This is a genomic window from Streptomyces sp. NPDC088732 (genome assembly GCF_044751205.1).
GTDB lineage: Bacteria > Actinomycetota > Actinomycetes > Streptomycetales > Streptomycetaceae > Actinacidiphila.
Genome location: NZ_JBIVLI010000003.1, coordinates 161,798 through 188,439 on the forward strand (window position 1 = coordinate 161,798; position 26,642 = coordinate 188,439).

Annotated in this window: 27 protein-coding genes; 15 read left to right on the forward strand and 12 right to left on the reverse strand. The window is 72.3% G+C overall.

Translation table 11 applies throughout. The features are described 5' to 3' along the window. Positions 1 to 7: 7 nt before the first annotated feature. Genes ACIP9H_RS06255 through ACIP9H_RS06265 form a run of 3 tightly spaced genes read right to left on the reverse strand, consistent with a single transcriptional unit; the run spans position 8 to position 3,329 of the window. The gene (locus tag ACIP9H_RS06255; protein WP_401957813.1) at positions 8 to 1,471 is read right to left on the reverse strand and encodes a VWA domain-containing protein; all 1,464 of its coding nucleotides are present in this window, start codon (positions 1,469 to 1,471) and stop codon (positions 8 to 10) included. Beyond that, positions 1,468 to 2,859: a hypothetical protein gene (locus ACIP9H_RS06260; protein ID WP_401581644.1), complete on the reverse strand. Its 1,392-nt coding sequence runs from the start codon at positions 2,857 to 2,859 to the stop codon at positions 1,468 to 1,470. The genes ACIP9H_RS06255 and ACIP9H_RS06260 overlap by 4 nt, the downstream gene beginning before the upstream one ends. Further along, entirely contained in the window at positions 2,859 to 3,329 is a 471-nt protein-coding gene (locus ACIP9H_RS06265; protein WP_401581646.1) for a hypothetical protein, read from the reverse strand. The genes ACIP9H_RS06260 and ACIP9H_RS06265 overlap by 1 nt, the downstream gene beginning before the upstream one ends. Before the next feature lie 222 nt (positions 3,330 to 3,551). Between ACIP9H_RS06265 and ACIP9H_RS06270 the strand changes: the two genes are divergently transcribed. Beyond that, a complete protein-coding gene (locus ACIP9H_RS06270) occupies positions 3,552 to 3,890 on the forward strand; it encodes a hypothetical protein (protein ID WP_401581649.1) in 339 nt (112 codons plus the stop codon). A gap of 150 nt (positions 3,891 to 4,040) precedes the next feature. Next, positions 4,041 to 4,322 carry a hypothetical protein gene (locus ACIP9H_RS06275; protein WP_401581652.1) on the forward strand — a complete coding sequence of 94 codons (282 nt, stop codon included), beginning with the start codon at positions 4,041 to 4,043 and terminating at the stop codon, positions 4,320 to 4,322. A gap of 32 nt (positions 4,323 to 4,354) precedes the next feature. On the opposite strand, the gene ACIP9H_RS06280 is transcribed toward ACIP9H_RS06275, so the two are convergent. After that, positions 4,355 to 5,812, reverse strand: a complete 1,458-nt coding sequence (locus ACIP9H_RS06280; protein WP_401581655.1) for a hypothetical protein — start codon at positions 5,810 to 5,812, stop codon at positions 4,355 to 4,357. A 697-nt stretch (positions 5,813 to 6,509) separates the two neighbouring features. Between ACIP9H_RS06280 and ACIP9H_RS06285 the strand changes: the two genes are divergently transcribed. Next, positions 6,510 to 7,256 (forward strand): SDR family NAD(P)-dependent oxidoreductase, encoded by a 747-nt coding sequence (locus ACIP9H_RS06285; RefSeq protein WP_401581658.1) that lies wholly within the window; start codon positions 6,510 to 6,512, stop codon positions 7,254 to 7,256. Between the two features lie 86 nt (positions 7,257 to 7,342). Then, positions 7,343 to 7,864 carry an ATP-binding protein gene (locus ACIP9H_RS06290; protein ID WP_401581660.1) on the forward strand — a complete coding sequence of 174 codons (522 nt, stop codon included), beginning with the start codon at positions 7,343 to 7,345 and terminating at the stop codon, positions 7,862 to 7,864. Here the strand turns inward: ACIP9H_RS06290 and ACIP9H_RS06295 are convergent. Further along, complete coding sequence (locus ACIP9H_RS06295; protein WP_401581663.1) at positions 7,842 to 8,336, reverse strand: MarR family winged helix-turn-helix transcriptional regulator; 495 nt, start codon at positions 8,334 to 8,336, stop codon at positions 7,842 to 7,844. The genes ACIP9H_RS06290 and ACIP9H_RS06295 overlap by 23 nt on opposite strands. A gap of 194 nt (positions 8,337 to 8,530) precedes the next feature. Beyond that, positions 8,531 to 9,049, reverse strand: coding sequence for a MarR family winged helix-turn-helix transcriptional regulator (locus tag ACIP9H_RS06300; protein WP_401581666.1), 519 nt, complete (start codon positions 9,047 to 9,049; stop codon positions 8,531 to 8,533). 153 nt (positions 9,050 to 9,202) lie between these two features. On the opposite strand from ACIP9H_RS06300, the gene ACIP9H_RS06305 reads away from it, so the two are divergent. From ACIP9H_RS06305 to ACIP9H_RS06345, 9 genes are all read left to right on the forward strand, one after another. Next, on the forward strand, positions 9,203 to 10,744 hold the full coding sequence (locus tag ACIP9H_RS06305) for an MFS transporter (protein ID WP_401581669.1): 1,542 nt from the start codon (positions 9,203 to 9,205) through the stop codon (positions 10,742 to 10,744). Between the two features lie 16 nt (positions 10,745 to 10,760). Further along, positions 10,761 to 11,444: an alpha/beta hydrolase gene (locus tag ACIP9H_RS06310; protein ID WP_401581670.1), complete on the forward strand. Its 684-nt coding sequence runs from the start codon at positions 10,761 to 10,763 to the stop codon at positions 11,442 to 11,444. A gap of 137 nt (positions 11,445 to 11,581) precedes the next feature. Then, positions 11,582 to 12,673, forward strand: coding sequence for a hypothetical protein (locus tag ACIP9H_RS06315; RefSeq protein WP_401581672.1), 1,092 nt, complete (start codon positions 11,582 to 11,584; stop codon positions 12,671 to 12,673). 61 nt (positions 12,674 to 12,734) lie between these two features. After that, the gene (locus ACIP9H_RS06320; RefSeq protein WP_401957822.1) at positions 12,735 to 13,703 is read left to right on the forward strand and encodes a phosphotransferase family protein; all 969 of its coding nucleotides are present in this window, start codon (positions 12,735 to 12,737) and stop codon (positions 13,701 to 13,703) included. A gap of 186 nt (positions 13,704 to 13,889) precedes the next feature. Continuing rightward, positions 13,890 to 14,255, forward strand: coding sequence for a S24 family peptidase (locus ACIP9H_RS06325; protein ID WP_401581677.1), 366 nt, complete (start codon positions 13,890 to 13,892; stop codon positions 14,253 to 14,255). A 223-nt stretch (positions 14,256 to 14,478) separates the two neighbouring features. Next, positions 14,479 to 15,447 (forward strand): esterase-like activity of phytase family protein, encoded by a 969-nt coding sequence (locus tag ACIP9H_RS06330; protein WP_401957825.1) that lies wholly within the window; start codon positions 14,479 to 14,481, stop codon positions 15,445 to 15,447. Positions 15,448 to 15,487: 40 nt separating this feature from the next. Then, positions 15,488 to 16,018, forward strand: a complete 531-nt coding sequence (locus tag ACIP9H_RS06335; protein WP_401581680.1) for a hypothetical protein — start codon at positions 15,488 to 15,490, stop codon at positions 16,016 to 16,018. A 183-nt stretch (positions 16,019 to 16,201) separates the two neighbouring features. Next, positions 16,202 to 16,477, forward strand: coding sequence for a hypothetical protein (locus ACIP9H_RS06340; protein ID WP_401581683.1), 276 nt, complete (start codon positions 16,202 to 16,204; stop codon positions 16,475 to 16,477). A 29-nt stretch (positions 16,478 to 16,506) separates the two neighbouring features. Further along, the gene (locus ACIP9H_RS06345; RefSeq protein ID WP_401957830.1) at positions 16,507 to 17,139 is read left to right on the forward strand and encodes a hypothetical protein; all 633 of its coding nucleotides are present in this window, start codon (positions 16,507 to 16,509) and stop codon (positions 17,137 to 17,139) included. A 53-nt stretch (positions 17,140 to 17,192) separates the two neighbouring features. On the opposite strand, the gene ACIP9H_RS06350 is transcribed toward ACIP9H_RS06345, so the two are convergent. Further along, entirely contained in the window at positions 17,193 to 18,257 is a 1,065-nt protein-coding gene (locus ACIP9H_RS06350; protein WP_401581688.1) for a PP2C family protein-serine/threonine phosphatase, read from the reverse strand. Positions 18,258 to 18,701: 444 nt separating this feature from the next. Here ACIP9H_RS06350 and ACIP9H_RS06355 point away from each other — a divergent pair, with 444 nt between their 5' ends. Beyond that, positions 18,702 to 18,989 (forward strand): DUF1905 domain-containing protein, encoded by a 288-nt coding sequence (locus ACIP9H_RS06355; protein ID WP_401581693.1) that lies wholly within the window; start codon positions 18,702 to 18,704, stop codon positions 18,987 to 18,989. Positions 18,990 to 19,026: 37 nt separating this feature from the next. Further along, entirely contained in the window at positions 19,027 to 19,497 is a 471-nt protein-coding gene (locus tag ACIP9H_RS06360) for a hypothetical protein (RefSeq protein WP_401581696.1), read from the forward strand. A gap of 16 nt (positions 19,498 to 19,513) precedes the next feature. On the opposite strand, the gene ACIP9H_RS06365 is transcribed toward ACIP9H_RS06360, so the two are convergent. The 5 genes from ACIP9H_RS06365 to ACIP9H_RS06385 all read right to left on the reverse strand — a co-directional run bounded on the left by ACIP9H_RS06365 (position 19,514) and on the right by ACIP9H_RS06385 (position 26,562). Continuing rightward, on the reverse strand, positions 19,514 to 19,870 hold the full coding sequence (locus ACIP9H_RS06365; RefSeq protein ID WP_401582383.1) for a DoxX family protein: 357 nt from the start codon (positions 19,868 to 19,870) through the stop codon (positions 19,514 to 19,516). Positions 19,871 to 20,067: 197 nt separating this feature from the next. Continuing rightward, complete coding sequence (locus ACIP9H_RS06370; RefSeq protein WP_401957834.1) at positions 20,068 to 21,300, reverse strand: CehA/McbA family metallohydrolase; 1,233 nt, start codon at positions 21,298 to 21,300, stop codon at positions 20,068 to 20,070. 87 nt (positions 21,301 to 21,387) lie between these two features. Continuing rightward, a complete protein-coding gene (locus ACIP9H_RS06375) occupies positions 21,388 to 23,490 on the reverse strand; it encodes a bifunctional serine/threonine-protein kinase/ABC transporter substrate-binding protein (protein ID WP_401957837.1) in 2,103 nt (700 codons plus the stop codon). A gap of 5 nt (positions 23,491 to 23,495) precedes the next feature. After that, entirely contained in the window at positions 23,496 to 25,679 is a 2,184-nt protein-coding gene (locus ACIP9H_RS06380) for a bifunctional serine/threonine-protein kinase/ABC transporter substrate-binding protein (protein ID WP_401957840.1), read from the reverse strand. Further along, positions 25,672 to 26,562 (reverse strand): hypothetical protein, encoded by an 891-nt coding sequence (locus ACIP9H_RS06385; RefSeq protein ID WP_401957843.1) that lies wholly within the window; start codon positions 26,560 to 26,562, stop codon positions 25,672 to 25,674. Before ACIP9H_RS06385 ends, ACIP9H_RS06380 begins: the two co-directional genes overlap by 8 nt. Positions 26,563 to 26,642: the final 80 nt, after the last annotated feature.

Consider the following 26,642-nt stretch of genomic DNA (forward strand, 5'->3'; position numbering starts at 1 on the left):
TCATGAGCTAGGCGAGGAACGTCTTGAGCTCGTGGACGAGCTTGCGGATGTGGCCGGAGAGCACGGGCGTGCCGAGGGCCTTGAAGCGCTCCCGGAACCAGGGGTTGACCTCCTGGCGGCCGGAGCTGGTGACGGAGCCGACCGGGATGAACTTCACCCCGGAGCGGTGGACGGCCTCGATGCCCTCGAACAGCGGCTGCGAACGGTCGAATTCGTAGAAGTCCGAGATCCACACCATCACGGTGTTCCGCGGCTCGGTGATCTTCGGAAGGGCCATGGCCATCGCGACGGGACCGTCGTTGCCACCCCCGAGGCGGGTGCGCAGCAGCACTTCGAAGGGGTCGCTCACCCAGGGGGTGAGGTCGAGGGCGCGGGTGTCGTACGCGATCAGGTGGACGTCCACCTTCGGCAGCCCAGCGAAGATCGACGCCAGAATGGTGCAGTTGACCATCGAGTCGACCATCGAACCCGACTGGTCCACCACGACGATCAGCCGTTGCGGGGTCGTCTTGCGGGCGGTGTGCCGGTAGTAGAGGCGGTCGACGTACAGCCGCTCCTCCTCCGGGCTCCAGTTGGTGAGGCTCTTCCAGATGGTCCGGTCGAGGTCGAGGTTGCGGAACACCCGCTTGGGCGGGACTGAGCGGTCCACGGCCCCCACCGTGGTCTGCTCCACCTGGGTGCGCAGCACCTCCGCGACCTCGTCGACGAAGCGGCGGATCAGGGACTTGGCGTTGGCCAGGGCCAGGCCGGAGAGGTTGCTCTTGTCCCGCAGCAGTTGCTCGATGAGCGACATGCTCGGGGTGAGCTGAGCGGCGAGCTCGGGGTCGGCCAGCACCTCGCGCAGCTGCATCCGCTTGACGAGGTCGGCCTCGATCGCGCCGAGTTCCGGGCCGATCGCCGGGATCAGCCCGCCGGGACCGGGTGTCGCGACCCCAGGGCCGGTGCCCGTGGACGCGGCGCCCTGGCCCCCGGCGGGTCCCGTTGTCCTCGCGCCCCGGCCGCCGCGCAGCTCGCCGGGCCGGCAGCCGAGGGCCCGTTCCAGCCAGCCGGCGTCGGCCTGCCAGCGTGCCAGCTGCCCCGCGCTCACCGAGCCGGAGCCGGTGGCGAAAACGTTGAGCAGCACCTTGGACACCAGCGCCGCGCGCCGTACTTCGGCGGCCCGGTCGCGCGCGTCCTCGCCGGTACCGGGGTCCGGCGCGGGGCCCCGCGCCATCAGGCCGTCGAACTCGGCGGCCAGTTCCGGGTGCCGCTGCACGACCGCGTCGACGGAGGTCTGCGGGTCGAGGAGCGCGGACGGCAGACCGATGTCCTCGACGACGGCGAGGCTCGCCGATTCCAGCGCGGGCTGCTCCTCGTGGTCGAAGAGGCGGGCCAGGAGCCGCCAGTAGAGGACCTGACGACGGCTTTCCTCCGCGGCCGCCTCATGGCTGTGCGCCGGGCCGGCCGTGGAGCCGGTGATCTGCTCGGTCATGTGCGCAGCAGCCTTCCTGCGCGTTCCCGCAGCACGGCCACGGCGTCGGTGGCGGCCTTCTCCGCCTTGGCACCGGCCTTGTCGGTCGTGCCTCCGGCCCACCCTCCGGCGTGGACGGCGACCGCCTTGTTCCGTACGGTCGTCTCCACGGCCAGGGGCTGGACACGGAACGTTCCCGCGTCCCAGCGGAGCAGCCCGATGCACGCGCCGGACGCGGCGACGGCCTCGGGGGTGAGGGGCCCGGCGACCGGAATGCGGTCGGTGTCGACGGCGAGAGACCGCCCCGCGACGGTGAACACCAGGTTCTGGTCGTCCTTTTCGACGGCGTAGCCCTCCAGGAAGACGGGGACGGCGATACGCGCCGGGTGGCGGTCCAGAGGCGCGGTCGCCGTCTCGCCGGCGGTGGGCAGCGAGACCCGGGCGGTGGTGAAGGCCTCGGCCGGCTCCCCGGGATTCGCGTGCTCGTCGCTCCAGAGCAGGTCGCCCTCGGCGGTGACCGGCATGCCGGCGAGGTCCATCGAGCGGCCCTCGCCGGCGGCGGCGAGGAGCGACATGTGGGGCCGGAGCAGTTGCCAGATGCCGGCGCCGACGATCGTGTCGGGCTTCGGCACGGACACGCCGGCTCGCACCAGGCGGGCCGCGCCGCCGTCCGCGGGCTCGAACACCGCGTGGACCTGGGCCTGTGCCGCGGTGTCGTGCTCCTGGAGGTCGACGCCGAGGGGCAGGAGGCGGCCGGTGACCGTGCCGGCCGGTCGGGCGTCGGCGGCGCCGGGCAGGGTCAGCAGCATGGCGCGTGACCACAGGTCGGCCCAGCGGCGCAGCGGGAAGTGCTCCATGGACGCCCCCGGGCACGAGGCCGCCAGCTCGGCGGCGAAGCCGTCGAGCAGCGTCGCGAGTCGCCGCAGGGCCGGGTCCGGGAGCATCGCGGAGACCACGGGCGTCGAGCCGGAGACCACGTCGTGGTCGAGGCCCTGCCACCCGGAGCGCGCCAGGTCGCAGAGCCAGGAGCGGGCGGCGGCGCGCAGGTTCGCGGCCTGCTGCCCGCCGGGGGCCGCCGGGGCGGCGTCCTCGACGCGGGACCGCCCGGTCGCCTCCGCGACGCGAGCCGTCAGCGCGTCGTGGACGGAGCCCAGCAACGCGGTGCGTGCCGCGGCCAGAGCGACGAAGTGGTCGTCGCCCGCGACTCCGCCCGCCGCCTTCTCGGCCGCCTCGGAGACCCCGGCGGCCAGCGGCGTTCCCGCGACGGCGTGCGCGAGTTCCGTCAGGCCGGCGGCCTGTGCGGGCTGCGGCCGGAGCAGCCCGGCGACGAGGACCCGGTCGAAGGCGTCGACGGCCGCCAGGGCCTCGTCGAGCCCGTCAATGGTTTCGAGGAGCAGGTCCGCGCGCATCACGCCACCGCCCGGGTCGGCGGGAACCACTGCATCTCGGGCAGCGGTGCGGTGGTGGGGGCGAGTTCCAGGTAGGCCAGGTGCCGCAGGAACCGGCTGAAGACGAGCGCGGCCGCCTGGGTGTCGCCCTGGGCCGGGTGTGCGGCGGTCATGGCAGCGGTGACGGTCTCCGTACTGGGCTCCCCCGTCGCCGTCTCGACCCGCAGATAGCGCGCCACGCGGGCGGCCCCGTACTGCAGGACCGCCTCGCTGATCAGCGCCCGGATGTGGTTGCAGAAGGAACCCCGCGCACCGCCGCAGGGCCGGTTGTTGTTGGTGCTGCAGGCGAACGCGTAGCTGCCGGCCGAGACCGACGAGACGTACACCCGCTCGACGTCCGAGCCGCTGGACACCACGCCCTGCAACCGCCCGTCGGCCAGCTCGACGAACGGAACCTTGGCGAGCTTGCGCGGCCGTGCGGGTGCCGTCACCCGCGCCGTGCTCGACCTCTCCCGATCTGACAACGCCCATCTCCTGTGCACCAAGGGGGAATCCACGCCGCACCGGCGGGACACGACTGAACATACGGGCGATCACTGACAACGCGGTTCGCGGAGGCGGGCCGGCGGGATCGGACGGGGTGTCAGAGGGTGCGGGTAGCCTGCGGGGCAGTTGGCGGAAGACAACGGGCCCGATACGGATGAGGACGCGGCATGGCACCTGAGCGCATAGGCAAGGTCTCCGAGACCCCGATCGGTCTGAAGGGGGGCGGAGAGGCCGTGCTCACTCTCGCGAACGTCGCTGTCGCCGCTCTGCACCCGTATGAGGACGACCCGAGGTACGAGGTGCTGGTGGCGGTCGCCGGGCGGAATCTCCCCGTGGTCGCCCTGGTGCGCAACGCCCTGGGCGGCCGGGACCCCGGCAACACGAACGTCGCCGAGACGGCCCTGCGCAGGCTCGGGTTCACCGTCCTGGTCAAGCGCAGGTTCGACAACGCCACGGGGGAACCGGTGCGGCTCACGCGGGCGCAGATCGACGGTTCCTCGACCTGACCTGCCCGCCGAGGATGCGTCAGGTCCTTCGTGCGGCGGCCCCAACCGTCCGCGCGCGGCCGCAACAACGACCCGCCCCCACGCCCATCACACGGTCTCCGTATGATCCCCACATCTGATCCACATGTGGAGCCACCCGGGGGACCCGTCATGACCTGGTCGATCACAGCCATGTGGCACGCGTGGACGGCGCGCCGACAGGGCTGGGACCCGGAGATCGTGCGCGCGCTGCGACTGCCCGTCCCCTCCCCCGTCCAGGACACCGCCCGGGGACTCGTCCACGCCGGACGCTGGAACGACGCCCTCGACCACATCCGGCAGTCCACCGGACACAACCGCCGCGACGCCCGCTGCATCGCCCGCGCCCTCCAGTACGGGTGGCGCCTCCCCGTCCCCCGCGCCGCCCGGCAGCCCCGCGGTCCCCGCCGCTGAGACAGGGGGCACCGGCGCGCCGCGCCCGTCGCTCACAGCCCTTCCGCGGTCAACAGGGCATCCATCCACTTCTCGGGCAGCAGGACCGAGGTGCCGGCCTGCTCCGCCACATCGCGCTGCTCATCGGCAAGGAGCCGGGGAAGGCAGCGGAGCGGCAAGTGCGGATTGCCTGCCGCCACGGAACGGACCCATGGTTCGACGTCGACGGCAAGTGCTTCCAGGGTCTCGGCCGGCAGAGCGGTCGCCGCGGCGGCGGCCCGCAACTCCGCCCGCTCAGCCGTCGCGAAGCGCGCGTACGCCTGCGTGGGGAAATCAGGTCTTCCCAGGATGCCGGGCCTCACCTTGCGGTGATCACCGTGCTCCCGGACGATGCGCTCGAGTTCCGCGGGTGAGGGGGACGCCGCGCACAGCGCGGTGATCCGCTGGACGTGCGGGTCCGGATCGTTGAGCAGGCGATCGACGGCCGCGGCAGGGAGGTCCCGCACGCCGGAGGCCACGCCGTAACGCAGGAAGGACAACGGCGAGTCCAGCAGGGCCAGCCGCTCTTCCACGGATACCCGGTGCAGCCAGCGCAGTTCGTGCCCCATCCATGCCGCCCCGAGCAGCGCGTCGACGACGAACCACTCGTCGTCGCTCTCCGCGCCGGCGAGCACCTCCTCGTGCAGCCGGATCCGGGTCTCGTGCGGAGTGTGCTGCGAGACCAGGAGCGCGTGCCGCACGAGCGCATTGTGGTCGTCCGCGAGCTCGTCCCGGAGTGCTTGCGGCAGGTCAGGGTTGCCTGCCACGCCGGCGCGCACCTCCTCTTCGGGATCACGAGCGAGTTCCAGGGCGATCGCGGGTGTGAGGGTGATGTGCTGCGCCACGAACGGCCGTGTCTCCGGCACCGCGAGCAGCGCGAGATGAAGGTCCGCGGGCGGGACCGGATGCCAGGGAGAGCAGACGGCTTTGCGGACCGCAGGATCGGGATCCGTGAGCAAGGTCCGGTGGACCTCGGAAGGCGGTGCTTTCCACCAAGTGGCCACGGCGACGCGCACCTTCACAACGGCATCGGCAGCCAGCCGAGTACGGACCTCGTCCGGTGTCCGCGAATGCGCGGCCACCTCGGAACGGACCCGTGGATCGGGATCACCCGCCAATTCGGTCAGCAGGCCGACGGGTGTCTCGTAGCCCGGCTCGATCAGTGTCCTGGCGAAGCGCCTGGCCGCTGTCGCGCGCACTTCGGCGTCGGTGTGCGCGGCAAGCCGGCGTCGCACCGAAACGGGGAGGCGCGCGTTCCGGCCGAGCGCGACCGCCGACTCGCGGCCGCCCGTCTCCAGGAGCACGGTCGCGAGTTCCTCGGTCATCTGCTCGCGGCGTCGGGCGATTTCCTCGGCTCCCCATGGTGCACGGGCGAGGCGGTGCACCATCCGGTCCGGCGCCGCCGGATTGCGCGCCAGCCCCTTGAGGACGCGCCGACGGACGAGCGTGGTGACTGCCCGCAACTCTTCCATGTGCACTCGTTCCTTTGACTCGCGACCGATGAGTGACCGCCCCTTCGAGGGCGGCCCTCGGGATCTGCCTCGTCCGGCGCGGGGTGGGCGGCAGGTGGGCGACGAGGAGGCGGTAGTAAAAGGCACCGTAGACCAGGTAGATCCACGTGTCGGCATCGGTTCCGCTCGCGGTCGCGCTACTCACCGGCGCTTTTCGTCTTGCGGGCGACGGGGCGCCCTCCCAGGCCACTGGTCTGGTCACCCTCGTCGCCTCGGTCGCCGGCATGTGGCCCCGCGTGTCCCTGCCTGCCATCGCATCCGGTCTCGCCCTGACCGGTCCCGGACTGCCGCAGGGCGGCCTCGCCCGCGGCGTCGCCTCGCTGGGCACCCTACCTGGGGCTCGCCGGGGCCGGAAAGGACGGCGCCCTGACAGCCTTCGTCATTGCGGCCTACATCCAGACGGCGGTGGCACTGGTGCTGTCGGCCGGGTCCCGCGCCGCGCCCGCTTCCGCACGTCCGGGTGCCGCAGTTGTGGCAGTGGAAGCCGCACGTAGCCACGAGGCAGGGTTCCGCCACTTCACATAATGCAGGGTCCTACATCAAAACAGGGATCTCATTCAGGAATGGACACTGGCTATAGCCTGTTAGCATCCTCAAATACAGGATCCTTCAATAATGCCGGATCCGACATCACATCTCCCCGAAGGAAAGAATGATCATGGGTATGTCCGGACGTACGGCCCTCGTCACCGGCGCCACCGCAGGCATCGGACGTGCGGTCGCTGTGCAGCTCGCGCAGGAGGGCGCCGACGTCATCGTGCACGGCCGTGATGCCGAGCGCGGTGCGGCGGTGGTCGCGGAGATCGAGGCCGGCGGGGGCTCCGCACGGTTCCTCCAGGCCGACCTCGGCAGCACCGAGGACGTGCTGCGTCTGGCCGAACAGGCCGGTGACGTGGATGTGCTGGTGAACAACGCCGGCATCTACAAGTTCCAGTCGACCGCCGAAATGACCGCGGAGCTGTTCGACCTGCAGGTGAACCTGAACACCAAGGCGCCCTACCTGCTGGTACGGGCCCTGGTCCCCGGCATGGCCGCGCGGGGCTGGGGGTCGGTGGTGAACATCGGCACCGTCGCCGCCTCGGTGGCCACCAGCCACACCGGCATCTATGCCGCGTCCAAGGCCGCGATCGAGCAGCTCACCCGCATCTGGGGGGCCGAGTACGCCACGCAGGGCGTGCGGATCAACACCGTCTCGCCCGGCCCGGTGCGCACGCCGGGCACGGATGCCGACCCGGCCACGTTGAAGGCGATCGCCGACGGCATGTCGGCCATGGGGCGTGTCGGTGAGCCCGAGGAGATCGCCGAGGCCGTCCTCTTCCTGGCTTCCGACCGCGCCAGCTACATCACCGGCGCCACCCTCGAGGTGACCGGCGGCCGGCCCGCCATCGGGCCCAAGGCCGCCTGAGCCCCGGCCCGGGGCGGGACGGATGGTCATCCCGCACCGCCCCGGGCCCCTCACCCAGCAGGATCAGCCGACTGAAGGTGATCATCGTGGGCAGCCACGCGGAGCGGCTCACCGCGCCGCACAGCACATCGCCGGGGGCCGACCGCGTCGCATGCGGCCGGCCGGGCGAGCACTCCCCGGCATCCGCCGCGCAGCTCTTCACCCGTGACACCTGCGCGGTGCGCCGGGCGCGTCGATTCGTCGCCCGCACCCTGGACGACTGGGGTGTGACCGAACGCGCCGGCGACGTCGTCCTGTGTGCCGCGGAACTCGCCGCCAATGCCTGTGAGCACACGCGGCCCGGAGCCGAGCAATTCCTGGTGAGGGTGCTGCTGTGCGAGGGCGCTGTCCGCGTGGAGGTGCACGACAGGGACCCGCGGCGGCCCGAGCCGGGGAATCCGGATGCCGGAACACCGTCCGGGCGCGGTTTGATCATCGTCAACGACCTTGCCGACGGATACGGAGTCGACGACAAACCGGCACACGGCAAAGCCGTTTGGGACCGCTTCGCCATGACGGGCCACGAGAACGTGCAGCCCTCCCGCGCTACTCCGCGACGTCGGCGGTGACTTCCGGGGCGAGGTCGGCGACACGGTCGAGGAGTTTGATCAGCTGGGCGTACTCCTCCCCGGACATCGCCTCCTGCAGTCCACGCTCCACGCTCGCGGCGAATCCGCTCGCGGCAGCTGCCCGCTCGACCCCGGCCGGGGTGAGGGAGACGAGCATGACGCGGCCGTGATCCGGTGAGGCGTGCCGCTCGACCAGCCCCTTCAGCTCCAGGTTCTTCACGATCCCGGTCATGGTCTGCGAGGTGACCAGTGCCTCGCGGGCGAGCTGGGTGCACGACTTCGCGGCACCGCCGGTCAGGTAGCCCAGCGCCGTGCACTGCGGGGAGGTCAGGTCCAGCTCTCGGATCCCGACGAACTTGCGTGCGCTCAGCGCCTGCTCCGCGCGCTTGAGGTGAAAACTCAGCATGCTCGCAGGATCGGTCGGTGCGGCCAGGGCGTCGGACGCCGCGCGCGCCTTCTTCTTCGCTGCCATCGCCGACCGCCCTGCCTCTCCTGGAGTTTTCGCCAAGCATAACGCTGAGCCAGTGTAGGAACCTCAATGGGAACAGGTCCCACCACCGCCTGCGGGCCGGCCCGGCCGCACTCCGCGGGCGAGTGGTGGGCTTCCCCCGCCCGGTCCCACAGGCCCGGCGTGCGCGCGGTCGGGCCGCGCACACGCCGGGCGCCTCACCGCCTCGCCGCCTCGCCGCCCCGCTCTCCGGCGCGCCCCGGGACCTGGGAGGCGAGTTCCGCGACGCGGTCGAGGAGCCTGACCAACTGGGCGTAGTCCTCCTCGGGTATCGCCTCGCGCAGACCGTGCTCGACCCGCTCGGCGAACCCGCCGACGGCTGCCGCCCGTTCCTTCCCCGCGGGAGTGAGTGTGACGAGCATGACCCTGCCGTGGTCGGGCGAAGGGTTCCGCTCGACCAGACCCTTCAGCTCCAGGTTCCGCACGATCCCGGTCATGGTCTGCGGGGTGACCAGGGCCTCGCGGGCCAGCTGAGTGCACGACTTCGCGGCGCCGCAGTTCAGGGAGTTCAGGACCTTGCACTGCGGGCCGGTGAGGTCCAGTTCACGCACCCCGCGGGCTTTGCGTGCCACGATCGCCTGCTCGGCGCGCTTCAGGTGGACGCTCAGCGCACCCCCGGTCGCCGCCGGCCGGACCGCGTCTCCCGGCCTCTCGCGTGGCTTCTTCGTCGGTGCCATGGCCGATCGGACCGCCTCTCTCATCTCCGCGCCCACTCGGCGCACTTCGTCGTCCCGGGACGGGTCTGCCCACGCCCCGCGCCGAGCGCCCCTCGGCTCGCACAGGACACCCACTCGTCACAGGATCCTTATCTGTTGTAGAGTCCTGTGATTATGAAATACACGACTCGACACAAGCGTACTCATACCAAGCAGCGCCCTGCATGGCTCACGCTGCTGATCGTCTCCCTGGCCGTCTTCAACGTCCCCGAGGCCCTGACCGGCGCGGGTGTCGCCCTCCCGGGCGTGGCCGCGCAGATGCACTCCAGCGCGCAGGCACTGCAATGGGTGGTGGTCGGCTTCAACGTGACCTTCGCGTCGCTGATGCTGGCCTTCGGCACCCTCGCGGACCGCGTCGGGCGCCGCCGCATCTTCCTCATAGGCATCACCGTGTTCGGTGTCGCCGCCGCGGTGTGCACCTTCGCCGGGTCGATCCTGGTCCTGGACATCGCACGGGCCGTCGGCGGAATCGGCGCGAGCGCCACCCTGACGGCCGGGTCCGCCCTCATCGCCTCCCGTTTCCACGGGGCCGAGCGGGTCCGCGCCTTCGGGATCTTCGGCACCGCCATCGGGGCGGGACTGGCCTTCGGCCCGCTCATCTCCGGCGCGGTGGACTCCGCGACGGGCTGGCGCGGCGTGTTCGCCATCCCCGCGGCCCTGGGACTGCTCGTCGCCCTCGTGGCCCGCCCCATGCTCGACGAGTCCCGCAACGCCGCGGCCCACCGGCTGGACTGGCCGGGCACCATCACCTTCACCGCCGGCCTGTTCCTGTTCATCTTCGCCCTGGTGGAGGCTCCCGCCTTCGGCTGGATCTCCCCCGTCGTCCTGGGCTCCCTGGCCGCGTTCGTCGCGCTGATGCTGGTCTTCCACGCCGTGGAGAAGCGGCACCCCACCCCCATGTTCGACCTGTCCCTGCTCCGCCATGCCCGCTTCATGGGCGTCAGCCTCGCCGCGATGGCCCTGGCCTTCAGCCTGCTGCCGCTCCTGGTGCTGCTGCCCACGTACTTCAGCGCCGTCGAGGGCTACAGCGCGCTGCACGCGGGAGGAGTTCTGCTGCTGTTCACCGCGCCCATGGTGCTCATGCCGATGTTCGCCGGCCTCGTCAACCGCGTGCTGTCGATGCGGGCCCAGCTGACCGTCGCCATGGTGCTCGTGGCCGGCGGCATGACCTGGCTGACCGTGATCGGCCCCGGCGTCGGCATCGGCACGCTGGCGGGCCCCCTCCTGGTGACGGGCATCGGCTACGGCGGCACCTTGGCGGTGCTGGACGGCGCGGCCATCTCCAGCGTGGAACTGCCCAAGGCCGGCATGGCGACGGGGATGTTCAACGCCTTCCGCCTGACCGGGGACACCGCCGCGGCGGCCGTGGGCGGATCCCTGCTCGTGAGCGTCACGGCGGCCCGGCTCACGGGCAAGGTGCCCGATCCCGACGCCGTCACCGAGCGGCTCAACGGCGGCATTCACACCACATTGCCGGCGGCGACCGACGCCTTCACCAGCGCGCTGCACGTCGTGCTCTGGCTCGGCGCCGCCCTCGCCCTGATCACCGTCCCCGTCCTGCTGCGCACCATGCGCCCTCAGTCGTCGCCCTCGCTCGTGGTGGCCCGCTCCGAAGGCGTCGCCGCCGAGGAGCCCGTGGCTGAGCAGGTGCACTGACACTCACGGAGGAACCGTGCGCACCGTCGCACCAGAACTCTCGGGCGGCGTCCTGGACGTCCAACCGCCGCACCCCGTCCGCGCCGCAACGCCGCGGCCCGGCCTGCACCGGCTCGCCACTCCCACGCGGCCGGCGCTGCTGTACGTACCGGACCGGCTCCCGCTCCAGCCACGGCCCCTGCTGGTCGCCTTCCACCAAGCCGGCGGTGCGCCCCGCGACATGCTCACGCTGCTGCGTACCGAGGCCGAGCGACGCGGGGTCCTGCTCCTGGCCCCCGGCGCCGCCCGGCTGACCTGGGACGCCGTCAGGGACGACACCTACGGCGCCGACGCCGCAGCCCTGCGCCGTACCCTGGCCGCTGTTCTCGGCCGCCTCCCCGTCGATCCCGACCGCATCGCCGTCGCCGGTTGCGCCGACGGCGCCTCGTACGCGCTCGGTCTCGGCCTGGCCAACGGCGATCTGTTCACCCGCGTCCTGGCCTACTCCCCCGGCCGCATCCCCGCGGGCCGCAGAACCGGCCGGCCCACCGTGTTCATCTCCCACGGAATCCGCGACACCCTTCCGCCCGCGGCCTTCACCGGTCGTCGCACGGCGGCCGAACTCGAGGAGGACGGGTACCACGTCGACTATGTCGAACATCCCCACGGCCACGGCACCCCCGCGGACGTCGTGAGGACGTCGGCCGAACTCCTCGACTGATCCGCCGGCGCGGGCCCGGAGGCACCGCACCCAGGTGCCTCCGGGCCGGACCGGCCACACCACCCGGGCATCCCACGGGCCCCGCGCACACCGTCCCCCGCACGCGGAACCTGGTTCCCGACTGTTAGCGTGCGCCCGTGTCCTCAGCCATAGCGCGCCTGGTCGGCGAACTCGTCACGCACATGGAGTCGGGTTCCGCGCGCGGATATCAGGCCGCGTTGCGGGAACTCGCGGAGACCGCACGCGCGGGTGGGCCCGAGAGCCTGACCGCCACTGTGGAAGCGCTCGCACCATTGCTGCCGGGCCTGAGCGGTGACTTCGCCAAGACCGCTGTCCTGGCGGGCGCCTGCGTCGAATGGGGCGCGTCTCCCATGGCCCTCGTCGACGTCCTCCCGCGACGAGCCTCAGAGGCCATGATGCTCAACGCGGTGGTACCGGAATTCTGGGAAAAAGCCGCCCCCCGCCGGAGGCCGCTGCCCGAACCGGTCAGCGCCGGTACCGCGGAATTGCTGCGGACATTGACCCGGCTCACCCGAGGGCGCCGCGGTCTGGACAAGGACACCGTGGTTCGGATCGCCATGTCCTGGTTCGACATGGAGGACTGGCTCAAGGCCCTGATCACCGTCCTGGCCCGGACGGACTTCCGCGCAGCAGTGCCCGAGGACGTCAAAGCCGAGTTGCGGGAGCATGCTGCCGCGGTCGCCCACCGCTCCCAACGTGCCGGCTGGGCAGGCGCTCTGGCCGCCGTTCTCGATGACGAGCCCCTTGTTGTCCTGGACCCTCGCGCCCGGCGGGGATACGCCCTCACGATGGGGGGCGTCGGCGACAACGGGCAGTTGCACATCCTGCTGGCGGACCGCCTCATCGGGGATCCCGGACGAGGCATGGTCACCGGGGATCGTCCCGAACGGTCCTGGGTCGACGCGGCCACCGACGGCGATCCCCGTCTCGGGCCCCACGCTCATGCGATCCGTGCCTTCCGGCTCTTCGACGGCAAGGGCAATTACGTCAGCCCGGAAGGGATCCCGGCCGACATCGAGCCTCTGGACGGCACGCGTGTTCTCGTCCTGCACCCTGCCAACGGGACGTACGGGTTCGGTGCGGGCCGGGTGTTCGAGCACATGACGCCGGCCCTCCGACTCGAACGAATCCTGGAGGCGTCCGAGGCCGAGCGCCGGCTCGGCCGTCTGTCCCCTGCAGTTGAGGACGATTTCATGGCCCGCGGATAAGGCCCCCTCGCGCAAGCCGGCCCCAACGCGATCGACGGGTGAGGTGGATAGCCTGGCTCTTATGGTTGCAGCTGAGGAGACCGGTAGCGAGCGCCGGGGCTGGGGTGCGACGCGCTCCTGGGTGGAGAAGGGGCTCGCCGAGGCAGAGCACATCGAGGACGTCGCGCGGTTGCGCGGTGGCTGGACGTCGGAGATGCGAGGTTTGACCATCTGCGGGCCCGACGGCCGACGCTCGTTGGTCCTGCGGTCCTTCGACAAGCCCTTCTTCGTTCGTCACGCGGAGGGCCTGCTCACCCGCGAAGCAGCCGTTCTGCGCCTGCTCGGCGGCACTGATGTGCCCGCGGCCACGCTGGTGGCCGTGGACGCGACAGCGGAGTACTGCGACCACCCGTCCCTGCTGATGTCCCTGTTGCCCGGGACCGTACGTCTGGGCGACCAAGGGGCCGACCGCCGCGCCGAATTGCTGGCCCGGCAGTTGCTGCGCATCCACCGGCTGCCAGTGAGCCCGGAGGCACGGCCGCGCGTGTATCAGGCATGGACCTCCCCCACGCGTGTGAGCCCGCCCGAAGACACCGCTCGGCCTGAGCTGTGGCAGCGGGCCGTCGACGTGATCCGCCAAGAGCCCCCACCGCACCAGGCCTGCTTCCTGCACCGCGACTTCCATCCCGGCAATGTCCTCTTCACGGGCGACGGCGACAGTCTGCGGATCAGCGGCGTCGTCGACTGGGTGGAGACCTCCTGGGGGCCGGCGGACCTGGACGTGGCCCACTGCTCGACGGCCCTGGCCCTGCTGCACGGGGTAACCGCGGGTATGCGGTTCGCCGACAGCTACGTTGCGGCCGGAGGGACACTGGCCGAAGACCGCGCCGCCCACCTCTACTGGCGTGTGCTCGACGCGTTGGCTTTCGCTCCGGACGCCGAGAAGGTCGCCGTCCCCTGGCGCGAGGTGGGCCGCGCCGATCTGACCCCCCTCCTGCTGACCAGGCGGCTGGAGGAGTACCTCCAGGCCCTTTTCGCGCGCTACAGCTGAAGCCCGATCGCGACCCTGCCAGAGGCGGCAGGGCCTTGCCCGCAAGGTTCTCGTCCCGCTCGGCGCATCGACCCTTCCCGAAGCCGGAACCGACGCGGCCCGGCCCCCTCCCCGTGTGCGGTCGGAGCGCCTTGCGGGGAGAGGAATTCGCTGGGCTGGTGAAGGAAGGTCTGCCACGATCAGCGGATGGGTGCATTGGACGCATGGGCAAACAGGGTTGCCGGTGGGGCCACCGTGGCGTTCCGGCCGAGCGGCTCGTCAATGGTCCCGCTGATACGCAGTCGGCAGCAGGTGGTCGTCGCTCCGGTCGATCCGTCGAAGGTGGAAGTCGGGGACATCGTCCTCGCCCGTGTCGCCGGGACGGTCTACTTGCACTTGGTGTCGTCTGTGGACCCCGCCGGGAAGCGGGTCCAGATCAGCAACAACCGCGGCCGAGTGAACGGCTGGACCAGCCACGAGCGGGTCTTCGGGATCTGTGTGGCGGTCGACGGAGTCTCCCGGTCGGGCGTTGCGGGCAAGACGCGGGCGGGCAACCCCGAAGAGTCCTCCTGAACCCGGCACTTCATTTGCACGCTTCGCGAGAAGGCCGCTTCGGAACGCACGATCCGGCGCAGCCCGGAGGCTCGGGCGCCGCCCCTGTCCGCCCATCAGGGCCTGGCTTTAAGGGGAGTTGGGGCTGAGGCAGCCGGCTGGGGCGGGAGGCGGTGCCCGGCCGGTGAGTTGGATCTGGTAGATCTACCGCGGGCGTTTGTCGGTCCTGCGCGAAGGGTTCAGTGTGGACGTTGTCATCGATGCGGCGGAGGCGAATGCCTGCTCGGCCTGGGTGGTCATCGACTGGTTCTCGGATGCCCTCGACAAGACGTACTTCCAGGACGCGTTCGTGGGGAACCTGTCGGCTCTGGCCCTCGACCCCGATGGCAACATCGCCGCCCTCTCCGACCGTTCGACGCTCTTCACCCTGGACGCGGCGACTCGCGCGCCCGTGCGTGTCATCAGGCTGCTGGACGAGAACGGCGGCGAAGCCGACTTCGAGGCCCTGGTCTTCGACCACGACGGCTCGCTGCTCATCGCCTCCGAGGGGTCGGACGTCCGGCGCTACACGCGGGACGGCACGTTCGTCCGCATACTGCCGGCCAACGACGGCCTCCGGGTCGCCCCGGCGGGACGGGCCAGGGTCAACGAGACGTTCGAGGGACTCGCGCTCCAGCCCGGCGGCCTCACGCTGGTGGCCTCCATGGAGGGCCCACTGCTGGGGGACGATCCCCGGCTCCTGCGCTTCCAGACCTGGGAACGCGACCGACTCGACGCCGAGTTCCGCATCGCGGGGCAGTACGGATACGAACGCGACACGGGTCTGGCGATATCGGACATCAACGCGACCGGCGACGGCAGGCTGCTGGTCGTGGAGCGCGGATTCGACCGGAGTGTCGGCAACATCATCCGCCTCTACCTCGCCGACCCGCGCGGTGTGAGCGACGTGAGCGGTGTCGAGAACCTGACCCGCCAGGACGACGTGCGGCTCATGGAGAAGGTTCTTCTGGTCGACATGGCCGACTGTCCGCCGCTCGGTGCGACGAACCCGCAGCCGCAGGCCAACCCGCTGCTGGGCAACATCGAGGGCATGACCGTCACGGGGCACACCCGGGACGGCCGCCTCAAGCTGCTGATGGTGACGGACGACAACCAGAGCGCGCACCAGACCACCCGGCTGTACGGGCTGACCGTCCGCCTGCCCAGCCTCTGAGACACACTCCCCCGTCCCACCCCGACCGGAGGTCCTCCGCATGTCCCCCGCACGATTACTCGCCGGTGCTCCGTCGGCCCTGGCGGTCCTCGCCCTGTCCGGCTGCTCCTCCGTCCTGGGCTGCTCCGACACGACGACGGAGCGCGGGGAGGCCGGTGTCAGTGTGCAGGTCGTGAACCTCTACGGGCAGTCCCTGCACGTCACGGCCGAGGTCGTGGACTGGCGCCTCGAGCCCCATCCGCAGGAGCCCTCCAAGGGTGATCAGGTCCACTTCCACTTCCGCTTCGACGGCGCCGACGACGGGACCGACCCCGTGGTGGACGCCTGCGCGGTCGACAAGAAGCGCCTGGTCCTGGGATGTCGGACGGTGTCCTCGTCCGAGGCCTTCGGGCCCGGCGGTGTCCCGACGGGTGATGCCTGGATCGCCGTCGAGCACCCTGAGCAGGTTGCCGGAGTGCTGGTGATCCCCAACGACCAGTCCTACGGGGGACGAACCTGCGACCAGGACCCCAAGGACGGTGGCGGTCCGCACCCTCCGAAGCCGCCCGGCGTGGGGGACCGGCTCCAGTGAGCCGGCGGGCCGGGCGCCTTGCCGTCCGGCCCCGGAGTACGGCGCGCCGGGGTCGGCCCGTGGTGGACGCCGGCTGCCGCCTGCCTTGCCGGCACGGCACCGTGACGCGGGCGGCGGCGCGGCAGCGTGGAGTGTCCGTGGCGTGTGGTGTGATGTGGCCCTGGTCGGGCTGAGGGGGAGGACATGACGCGCACAACACCGCCGCGCCCGTTGGACATCACCGCGGAGTTCCCGGAACTGGCGGCGCTCGCCAGAACGGCCTTCCGGCTGCACCCCGTCCCGGGGAAGCCGACCGTCCATGACAGCTCCGTGGGCGGGCCGCTGCTGTGGCCGGCGGACGAGCCCTGGCCGGAGTACGAGTTGCCGCGGCTACCTGACGAACCCGTCACCGCGCTTGCGGACGTCCACCTGCTGCGCGCCCTCGTGGCCCAGGCGGACGCACGGCCCCCCAGCCCCTGATCCCGCTCGCCCAGCTCTACGCCCGCGATGTGCCCGGGCTCGCCTTCCCACCGGGCACGGACCTGCTGCAGGTGCTCTGGGTGCCGTCCGACCAGGTGGTGAGCGGTTCCGACGCCGTTCAGCTCAGGTGGCGACGGTCCTCCGAGGTACGGGACCTCCTGCTCGCTCCCCCTGAGCCCGCCTATGTCCCGGCCGCCTACTGCGTGCCCGTGCCGTGCGTACTGCACCCCGAACCGGTCCGCGAGTTCCCCTCCCGCCACCATCTCGACGAGGACCTCGCCGCGCGCCTCACGGCCTGGGACAAGCAGCGGGCCAAAGCCCCCTACTGGCACGACCTGTCCGTCGCCCCCGGCTGGAAAGCGGGGGGATGGCCCGCGCACTTCACCTTCCGCGGGCCGCCGGAGCCGGATTCGGACGAACTGCGCTGCGGCGAGTGCGGCAGTCCGGTCGACGCACTGCTCACCATGACCGGCAGCGAATGGGACGCAAGCACCACCAGCTGGATTCCGGTCGAATGCGGCGACGAGGCGGAGAAGCCGGTCGGCCTTCCGTACCGGAACCCCAGGGACCCCACCCAGGTGGAGATCGGCCGCGGCTGCACCCTGCAGATGTACCACTGCGTGGGTACGCCGTCCCATCCCCCGCGGTTCGTCATGCAGTGACGCTCGAGCCGGGGGCCGGGGGCCGGGCCCACGCAGGGTGCGCTCGTCGCAGCTCAGGCGCCGTCGCGCGTGCGGGTGATGGCCAGCAGCGCCATGTCGTCGGCCCTCCGGCCACCGGTGTGCCGGTGGCAGTCGGCGAGCAGGGCGTCGAGGAGGGCGTCCGGGCCGGCGGACCGGTGTTTCGCGCACCCGTCGGCCGGGTCGTAGAAGGTGCCCTCCTCGTCACGGGCCTCGCTGAGTCCGTCGGTGTAGAGCAGCAGGGTGGCCCCATCGGGGAAGACCACCGTGTCCACGCATTCCGGTTCGTCCCGCAGGGCCGCCATGCCGAGTGGCACCATGGGCCGGCTGGGTTCGAGGTAGCGGACCGTGTCCCCCGACATCAGAAGAGGCGCCGGGTGACCGCGGTTGACGATCCGTATCTCGTTCCCCGGCCCGGGGAACTCCACCAGGACACCGGTGACGAACCCTTCCAGCTCGATCAGGCTGCCCGACTGCCGGGCCTCGAGGACAAGGGCCCGCTCCAGGCGTTCCACCAGGGCGGTCAGACTGGGCTCCTGCAACGCCGCTTCGCGGAAGGTGCCGACGCCGACCGCGACCGCCCTGACCGCCCCCGTCCCCTTGCCGCGCACGTCGCCGATGACACAACGCACGCCGAACGGCGTGTCGACCACGGAGTAGAGGTCCCCGCCGATCTGCGCGTCCGTCTCGGCCGCCTCGTAGCGTCCCGCGAAGCACAGCGGACCGATCCGCTCCGGCGGCGACGGCATGACCGCGCGCTGAACGGCGCCGGCGATGTCCCGTACGGACTGAAGTTGTGTCTTTCGGTGCTGCAGCAGCCGGTTGAGGAAGACCGCGACACCGGTCACCGTGGCGACCATGACCAGTTCGCTGTACGCGATCGCACTCCGGCGGTAGCCGAAGTACCGGAACATGAACCAGTCGACCAGGAGGGCGATCACCCCGGTGAGGATCGTGCCGCGCAGGGACAGCAAGGCCGCGGCCGTCAGGACCGCGGCGGCGTAGAGGGCGGAGGCGCTGACGGTGCGCGGCGTACTGAAGTCGATCACCGCGGCAAGGAGGATCAGCGCGGCCGGCAGCAGACGGCTCCGCTTCGCCACCCACTCCCATGCACCCGGCCTCGTCACGCGTTGCTCACCGGCTGCTTTCCGCCTTCCTCTCCGCACTTCCTCGAACGGGCGGTCACCACCGGATGACCATGTACCCGGGCCCGCCGGGCCCGCCGGGCTTGCCGGCGGGCCCGGCCGTGGTCCCGCCGTCGCCCGGTACGGCCGGTCCGGCAGGCTGCGCGCCCTCCGTCACGGCGGCGGACGTCAGGGCGACGCTCGCGGCCGTGGACCGGACCGCTCGGCCGACTCGGGGCATCACCGCGTCACCTCCTGGACGGGCCCGCGGCAGCGGACAGCTGCGAACCCAAGAATCACCCGGGGTGACACCTGACGCACCCTCAGCGGCCGACCGGGTGAGGGCAGGCCCCCCGAGGGGCGTGGCACGCCATGTAGCCTGGGCCGACCTGGCCCTGCTGGAAGAACGGGACTGACGCCGTGGAGCTCGTTTTCGCCGGCCGTGTCATCGAGTGGCGTGGGCCGGCACCGTATTACTTCGCCGTCGTGCCGGACGACGAGTGCGGGCACATCCGTGAGGTGGCGGCGATGGCCAGCTACGGCTGGGGCGTGATCCCGGTCGAGGCGCGCATCGGCGAGGTCACCTTCACTACCTCTCTGTTTCCCAGGGACGGCGGCTACCTGCTGCCCCTCAAGCTCGCCGTGCGCAAGCCTGAGGGCATTGTGGCCGGCGACGACGTGGCCGTGGAGATGACCGTCCGGCTCTAGCCCCGGCAGGTCCGAGCACAGGAGAGGTGCGCGACGCATGGGACGGTCGTTCAGCCGCGGCGCGGTTTGGCGCTGGATCGCCGTGGTGGCCGCGGTGGCGGTGGCCGGTGGGTTCGTGGTCCACGAGACACGCACGCACCGCGAGTCCGCCGCCGTCGACGCGCGGCTCACCCAGTTGCAGGCGGACCGGATCACCTCCGCGCTGGACGCGGAGGTGGGCCGGCACACGTCGCTCCACCGCTATCGCACCTGTACGGACGAGGAAACGCCCTCCGTGGAGCTGCATTACAAGGTGCCCGCCACCGCCTCGGTCCGCACCGAGGTGGCGCGGACCGCACGGCTCGCGGGGTGGAATGCCGCATCGTGGGACGGTCTGGGCTCCGGCTACTTCGCCCTGAACATCGACAAGCGGTTCAAGGGCTGGCACAGCACCCAGTCGTTCATGAACCTCCACAGTGGCGACCTCATGGTGAGCCTGGAGACCGCCGACCACGACGGGTGCCTGTAGCCGCGCCGTACCCCCGTCACCAGGGGCCGTGCTGGAGCAGGCCGAGGGTCAGGGCGGCCGCGGCGGTGGCGAGGAACACGATGCCGCCCACGATGTTGCGGGAGCCCACCCGCAGGTGGGCGATGATCGCGCCGACGAAGTAGAGCACGAGGCCCGAGGCGGCGAGGGTTCCCAGGAGAGGCACGGCGAGCCCGGCGAGCAGCCCGGCGGTGCCGGCCGCCAGCAGCATGCCCAGTACCGGGACCCACTTGCGGTCCAGGCCCTTCATGTCCGCCTGTGTTTTGGGGTATTCGTGGCCGATCAGGTAGGTGACGGCGGCGGCGCCGTTGAAGACCGCGCCGAGGACGGTGACCGTGACGTAGGCGGCGAGCACGATTCTCCGCTTCTGTGGGGGCACGGCCGCCGCGCGCCTCTCCTCAAGGGTGTCTGGCACGACAACGCAACGGCGGTCGATGCCCGGCATCGATGGCCCACCGAGTGTGCCACCGATCGCCAACGCCCGGTAGGCACCGCGGAACACCGCGCGACAGCGCCCGCCGGGCCGGAGCCCGGCGGGCGCGTGGCCCGGCGTCAGGGCTGGAGCCACCAGGGGCTCGAGTAGGCGACGCCCAGGTCGTTGCAGGCGTGGCCGGACGGGCCGGGCTGGGCGTTGGGCTGGGAGGGGTCGGAGATGCGCAGCACGACCCAGTTGCCGTCGGCGGCGTTGAGCGGGACGGTGAACTCGGCCAGGCTGCCGGAGGTGGTCGGGACGACGTCCACCACGGTCGGCGCGTTGGAACCGGGCCGCAGGACTTGGACGTTGAGGGGCTTGCCGGCCCAGTCGGGGCCGCGGTCGAGGTCGACGGCGAAGCGGACGTCGCCCGAGGCGAGCGACAGGACGCCGCCCATCCGGACGCCGTTCGCGGTCGCGTCGAGGCGCAGTCCGGAGTAGCGGGTGGCGAAGAAGCGGCGGGCGCGCATGGCTTCGAGCACACCGGCGCGGGTGTTCTCCGTGACCCAGAGCCCGGCGCGGCCGACGCCCTCGACCTTGCCCCACTCGGTGCCGTGGTGGTCGCTGACGCCGGTGATGCCGGTGCGCCAGCCCGCGTTGAGAACGGCGTTGAGGTGGGAGGACTTGCGGTCGGACCAGCCGTCGAAGAGGTAGTCGTCGCCGCGGTTGAACATCTCGACGCTGACCATCTTGTCGCGGACGGCGGCGGAGTAGGAGAAGTCGTTGAAACGGCCGATCTCGCGGCCCGGGTGGTTGAAGCCCGCGACGGCGTCGCGGCCGCCGATCCAGTTGTAGAGGGAGCCCATGGAGCTCGCGCCGCCGAGGTCGACGAACTGGTCGGTGAACCAGACGTTGGCGTGACCCAGCAGCGGGTGCGACCACTCGAAGCCGCGGATCGCGGTGTAGTTGCCGGGATCGTTGGCCGCGTCGGCGAGCTGCCGGGTGCGGTCCCACTCACCCTTGGACAGGCCGTTGATCGCGAGGAGGGTGGTGTGGTCGGTGAGGGCGGCCACGTCGAGGCCCGCGTCGCGCATGGAGGCGAAGGCGAGGGCGGGGTCTCCGTCGCCGTCGGACATGAGCGTGTGGTTGTGCAGGTCGGCGTGGACGAGTCGGGTCCCCTGGGTGACCAGTGAGGCGCGGGAGGCCCCGGCCCGGTTCGTGGCGGGGGTGTCCGCGGCGGTACGGGTGCCCGCCGCCTGGGCCGTGCCGGGCAGGGACGCGGCGATCAGCAGGCCGCCCGCACCGGCGAGGAGGGAGCGTCGGCTGGGTCCGTGAGAGTGCGTGTGCGCCGTGTCGGCGTGGGGTTCACTCATGGCGGCCATGACAACACCTTGGCAGGAGCATGGCGAAAATTTGGCGTTCCCGAGGGGTGAACGCCACCCGCCCGCCCGATGTTCGCCTCAGGTACCCGTGCCGATGGCGTCCTGGCGGGCGACGAACCGGGCCCGGCCGCCCTCGACGTGGTAGAGGAACCAGCCGCCGTCCGGCGCGGTCTCCAGGTACTGCGACTGGCTCTCGTAGCTGAAGCGGCGGGTGATGCCCTGCCAGGGGACCCGCAGGAGTTCCGCGCGCAGCGACTCGCGCCGCCCGTCGCCGCCCGGCGCGGCCAGGCCGTGGGCGGCGAAGCGGACGGCGTCGTATGCCTCCGCGGCCCAGGGGCCCGGCGCACCGCCGTGCCGGGCCCGGTAGGCGGCGGCGAACGCCCGCAGCCGGGGGTCGGCCGCGTCGGCGTACCCCGTGCTGATCCACCAGCCCTCGCCCGCGCTCAGGAAGGCCGCCGACAGCACGTGCTCGTCCGCGACGCGCACCCCCCGGTGACCTGCCGCCTTGAGCGCCGCGGCGCAGGCCGCGGCGCGGGACGGGGTGGCGCCCGCGAAGAGGGCGTCGTCGGGGTGGGCCGCGATGTCGCGGGCGGCGGCACCGAATCCGTCCCCGGCGGCGACCTCCAACACGTCGACGCGCCCGTCCAGGTGGCCGTGGACGGTGACGATCTGGACGGTGGGCAGGCTCTCCTCCTCGTCGGCGAGGTCGTAGACGACTGCTGTCCGCTGCGGGTGGACCACGCGGTTGAGGTAGCGCAGCACGGCACCGGGTCCGGCGGTGCGGGTGGCGCGCAGCACCAGCGTGCTGGTCGTGTGGACGACGTTGAGCTGCGTGCTGTCGGCGCGGGTCACCAGCAGGCAGAGGCCCGCCTTGGTGCACACCGGTACGGCAGCGGGCACGGCTTCATTGGCGCCCGCGCCGATCACGGCGTGCACGTCGGGATCGGCGGCGAGCCCGGCGGCGCCCGCGGCGGAGCCGGCGGCGGTGCCCCGGTCGTCGACGGCCCGCAGGGCCAGGTCGAACGGCCGGTCCGCGCGGCCGTTGTGCTCGGCGACCGCGATCCCCGCTCCTCGTTCCTGGGACCGGACGGCCTCCGTGGAGCGGTCGCCGAGGAGTCCGATGACACGCGTGGGCAGCGTGCGCCTCCCGGCCCCGCTCCCCGTGCGCGGGCGTCCCCACTGCCACCAGGCGGTGCCGCCGCCGAGCGCGCCGACGCCGAGCGCGGCCGACGCGACGATCAGGCGCCGCCGGGACGTCGCGGGCGGAGGGTCGGCGACGGCGGCGGACAACTCGGTCGGTTCCGGCACCGGCAGGTCCAGGACGCGCCCGGCGCGCTCGGCGACCACGGCCGGCAGTCCCCCGGGCAGCCAGGAACGGGAGTCGAACGAGCCGAAGAGGTCGCGCAGCCGGGCCACGGTGGGGCGCTCGTCGGCGCTCTTGGCGAGGCAGGCCCGCAAGGCGGCATCGAGTTCGCGGGGCAGGCCGGCGAGGTCCGGTTCCTCGTGCACGGTCCGGTAGAGCACGGCGGCGGCGCCGCCCGTGCCGAACGGCGGCCGCCCGGTGAGGGAGTGGACCAGCACGCAGCCCAGGGAGAAGACGTCGCCGGCCGGTCCCACCGTCGTGCCCCTGGCCTGCTCCGGGGAGAGATAGCCGGGAGAGCCGATGACGGAGCCGTCCGCCGTGAGCGCCGTCGCACCCACGGCCCGCGCGATGCCGAAGTCGATGAGGCGCGGTCCGTCGGCGGCGAGCAGCACGTTGGCGGGTTTCACGTCCCGGTGGACCAGGCCGGCGCGGTGGACGTCGTCCAGGGCCGCGGCCAGCGCGGCCGCCAGCGTGCGGACCTGGGGCACCGGCCAGGGACCGTGCAGGGCGAGGGCCTCGGACAGCGGGAGGCCGGGGACGTAGGCGGTCGCGAGCCACGGTGAGCGGGCGTCGGCGTCGGCCGTGAGGACCGGGACCGTCCACCGGCTCGACAGCCGCGTCGCCAGTTCCGTCTCGCGGCGGAACCGCGCCAGGAAGTCCGGGTCCTCCGCGTACTCGGAGCGGATCACCTTCAGCGCCACCCAGGCGCCGTGCGGCGACCGCGCGAGGTAGACGACGCCCATGCCGCCGGCGCCGAGCCGGGCCACGAGGCGGTGCCCGCCGACCCACGACGGGTCGGTGGCCAGCAGCTGGTCCATGGCCCCTACTGGTTCCCGGTGTTCGGCAGGATCGTCCCCACCTGGCGGAAGCGTCCGCCGCGGACCTGGTGGACAAACGTCTCGGTGCCCATGTTCTGCGTCGTGACCGCGTACTGGTGGTAGTCGCTGAACGCGTAGGTCCGCGCGACACCGTGGTACGTCGTCTTCTGGAGCCGTGCGGCGAGCGCGGGCCGGGCCGGACGCCCGCCCCCGGCCGGCACGGTGCGGGCGAACTCCTGCAGCAGCATGCGGACGCTGTCGTAGGCCTCGGTGGCGTACGGCTCCGGGGTGCCGCCGTAGCGCGCCTTCCAGGCGGCGGTGAAGCGCACGGCCTCCTTCGTCTTGAGGACGGCCGGGTCGACGGCCGACGTGACGACGTACCAGCCCTCGCCCGCGGCGCCCGCCAGGCGCGGGAAGTCCGATCCGTAGAGCAGGTGGGACATCCACCGGGGGCCGGTGAAGCCCGCCCGGGCCAGTTGCCCGGCGGCGCGGACGGTCGCGTCCAGGGGCGCCAGGTAGACGAAGTCCTGGACGCCGCGGGACAGCAGTTGGCGCACGGCCGCGGGGCCGTCGTCGGTGTCCTCGGCAACGACCCGCGGCAGCACCTCGGCCCCGAGGATCTGGCGCCACGAGGTCACCACGACATTGCCCTGGTCGTGCATGACGGACCCGCCGGCCCGGTCGATGACGACCCCGGCCCGGCCCACCTGGCCGGAGGCCAGCGCGCTCAGCGCGATCGCCGTTCCCCCGGCCTGGTGGGGCATACCGGTCTGGAAGCTGACCGCCGGGGACGACACGAAGAAGTCGCTCTGCCCGGTGGTACTGGAGACATGGGTCAGGTTGGCGGCCCCGTACACGCGTGAGGCGGCCCGCATCGCGATCTCGCCGGTCGGCCCGAACACGGCGAACACGGCGCGGTCGGCGGCCAGTTCATGGGCGACCGAGGTGGCACGGTCGACGGTCCCGTCGTCGTCCAGGACCTTCGTCCGCACGGTGAAGGCGCCGCCCGCGGCGGCGTTGTGCTCGGCGACGGCCAGTTGCGCCGCCCGCTCGCAGGTGCGGCCCAGGCCGGCGTCGGGCCCGGTGCGGGTGACCTGGACACCGAGCACGTACGTGGGCTTCGTGGCCGCCTTCGCCTCCGCGCCGGTCCCGTCGCGTCCCGCCGCCCACAGCGCCGCCCCCGAGCCGCCGCCCGCCAGCAGCAGCGCCCCTCCGGCGACCAGCAGCCGGCGGCGGGAGGCGAGCCGCTTGCTCCGGGTGCGCGAGGCGTCGTCGGGGCCGTCCAGCACCGTGGGTTCGATGTCCGGCAGCGCGAGGCTCTCGGCGGAGCGTTCCGCGACCGTGCGGGCGACCGGGTCCGGCAGCCACGCCGAGGGCGACGCGGGGGCGTCCTCGGCGAGCCGTGTCCGCAGTTCCGCGGGCGTGGGGCGGGTCTGGGGGTCCTTGGCGAGGCAGGCGTCGAGCACCTCGCGCAGTTCGCCCGCGACACCTTGCAGATCGGGCTCGTCGTGGACGGTGCGGTACAGCAGGGCGTCGGGGGTGCCGACGCCGAACGGGGGCCGGCCGGTCGCGGCGTACGCGAGGACACAGCCGAGCGCGAAGACGTCGCCCGCGGGGCCGCTCCCCTCGCCCCGGGCCTGCTCCGGGGCGAGGAAGCCCGCGGTGCCGATCACCAGGCCCGAGGCGGTGAGCGCTGTGTCGTCGGTGGCCCGGGCGATGCCGAAGTCGATCAGACGGGGGCCGTTGACGGCCAGCAGGACGTTGCCCGGCTTCACGTCGCGGTGCACCAGTCCGGCCCCGTGCACGGCGCCCAGCGCCTCGGCCAGCAGCGCCCCCAGGACCCGCACGGCGGACGGCGGCAGCGGGCCGTGCTCCCCCACCGCCTCGCCGAGCGAGGGGCCGGGTACGAAGGTGGTCGCCAGCCACGGCTCGGGCGCCGTGCCGTCCGCCCCGAGGACCGGGACCACCCAGGGGCTCCCGACGCGCCGTGCGAGCTCGGCCTCCCGGGCGAACCGGACGCGGAACTCCTCGTCGGCCGCGCTCTCCGCCCGGATGACCTTCACGGCGGCCAGCCCACCGGCCTCGGACCGCCCCAGGTAGACCACGCCCATGCCGCCGGCGCCGAGCCGCCGCAGCAGCCGGAAGCCCCCGACCGCCAGGGGGTCGGAGGGACGCATCGCCTCACTCATCGCCCGCGCCTTCCGCCTCGTCGCCGGAGACCGGCGCGTCCTTCCCCTCGGCGCCGGGCGTCTGTGCCGCTGTCGCCCTCCTGCCCAGGCGGTCGATGTCGGCGGTGACGTATCCGACGCCCGCGAGGGCCTGCTCGGTGACCGCCGTCGTCTCCGCCTCGCTGCCGCCGGGGGCGTGCCGTACGGTCGCGGCCACCGTCACCGGGCCGAGCCGGTGCTTGAACCAGTCGAAGCGGCGGGGCCTGCTGTCGCCGTCGGCGACGTACTCGCCGAACTCGGTGAGGTTGTCGTCGGACGTGGCCGTCCGCTGCTCGGTGAACGGGTCGCCCTGCGACGCCATGCCCTGCACCCGCTCGGTGGCGGTGAGTTGCTGGGTCGGGCAGCGCAGGGGCTCCTCGAGCGAGACCGCCATGTCCCTGCGGGCCTCGACCACCGAGGCGTGCACGGTGACCGTCAGGGACACGAAGACGGGGCCCTTCCCGCCGGCCGCGGGCCGGACGAAGGAGCGCGTCAGGTCGGCGAGAACGGTGGGCGCGAGCGGCTCGCGGCGCCAGATGCAGTCGTCGCCGAGGACGGTCCACGTGGCGGGCCCGGTCTCGTAGGGGTCCCGCCTGCGGTATCCGGACCCGAAGTAGTCCGGTCGCACCGTGAGTCCGCGTACGAACGCCGTCGCCTCGGACCGGGTCCTCGGTGCCGCGCTCTCGGCCAGGGTGAAGGGTTCGTTCGCCGCCGTCGCGGACGGGGCCGGGCTCGCGCTGCTGCGTCCGCTCGGGGACGCTCCGGAGGGCGAGGCGGTGGCCTCGTCCGTCCCGCCCCCGCTGGTGCAGCCCGCGAGCAGCAGTGCCCCTGCCGCCGCGAGCAGCACCGGCTCACGTCTGTTCACGCACACCCGTCCCATCGCGTTCGCCGTACGCCTCGTCGGTTGGCCGTCGCATGCCGTTCGCATGTGCCATCATGCGCCAA